Annotated in this window: 1 protein-coding gene; it reads left to right on the forward strand. The window is 67.7% G+C overall.

What is annotated here, in order from left to right; all coding sequences use genetic code 11:
- Positions 1–375, forward strand: a 375-nt coding sequence (locus AC2CJA_RS27365; RefSeq protein WP_484605297.1) for a GTP-binding protein, incomplete at both ends; no start/stop codon positions are given.

The raw sequence follows: 375 nt of genomic DNA on the forward strand, positions 1-375 counted from the left end.
CAAGACCACCACCACGGTGGCGATGGATTTCGGCCGTATCACGCTGGACCAGGACCTGATCCTGTACCTGTTCGGCACGCCGGGCCAGGACCGGTTCTGGTTCATGTGGGACGACCTGGTGCGCGGCGCGATCGGCGCGGTGGTGCTGGTGGACACCCGCCGGCTGGCGGACTGTTTCCCGGCGGTGGACTACTTCGAGAACTCGGGTCTGCCGTTCGTGATCGCGCTGAACGGGTTCGACGGGCACCAGCCGTACACGCCGGACGAGGTGCGCGAGGCGTTGCAGATCGGTCCGGACGCGCCGATCATCACCACCGACGCGCGGCACCGCGCGGATGCGAAGAGCGCGCTGATCACCCTGGTCGAACACGCCCT

This window comes from Streptomyces sp. ATLC9 (assembly GCF_057196705.1).